Consider the following 803-nt stretch of genomic DNA (forward strand, 5'->3'; position numbering starts at 1 on the left):
TCGCCTTTCGTATCGCGGTCTTTCATCGGAATGCGGTCAATGCCGTCGACGATTTTGACGAGCATTTGCGGCGTCGGGATCATGAAAATGGCGTCGCCCATATATTTTGCATAGGCCGATTCCCGATTGCCGTGCAAGTTTTTGATGAACGGAAACACTTCATTGGACACGACATCGTACATATGGGCGGCTTCAAAATGTTTGAATTTGCTCCAGCGCAAGTGTTGCTTATCGGGAGGAAAGATGCGTTCCGATTCAATGCCGAGCAGCGCATCCTCCTGCTCGCGCTGTGTTTCGACTTCATCCAAGCCTTTGATGAACAATAAGTAGGTAAACTGTTCAATGACCGTCAGCGGGTTCGTAATGCCGCCTGTCCAAAACGTTTCCCATATTTTATCGACTTTATGGCGCAATTCGCCTGTGAGCATGGCTTCTATGTACCTCCTTGTGATTTCCAATCTCCATTATATACGGTTTTCGGTACAAAAGGGGAAGAAAAATACGTTTTATACCGGTTGACGCTCAGGAAGACAGAGGGTGACATTTGGGGCAAAGAAACTCCGACTGTGCTTTGCATGAAGCGGGAGTCGTTCACCATAACCGTTCGAGGAACACTTGCAAGTGTTGTGGATTCTCAATAGGATGGATCTCATCCAGCCCCCAGTTTTGCAGGCGGATGAAATCTTTATCATGTCATTCGTGTCGTCATGGCCGTTTGCCCAATTCGACTGCAAACAACAAGGCCGGATCCACCGGCCCGTTGTCTTATCTCAACCGAATTTTCGCCACACACTCCACATGCC

1 protein-coding gene is annotated in these 803 nt (G+C 48.4%); it reads right to left on the minus strand.

Translation table 11 applies throughout. The features are described from left to right. A partial coding sequence (locus GZ1_RS17755; RefSeq protein WP_174520705.1) for a type I restriction-modification system subunit M N-terminal domain-containing protein occupies window positions 1-428 on the minus strand: 428 nt, incomplete at its 3' end. Window positions 429-803 lie beyond the last annotated feature (375 nt).

It is taken from the genome of Geobacillus zalihae NBRC 101842 (assembly GCF_001544135.1).
GTDB classification, from domain to species: Bacteria; Bacillota; Bacilli; order Bacillales; family Anoxybacillaceae; genus Geobacillus; species Geobacillus zalihae.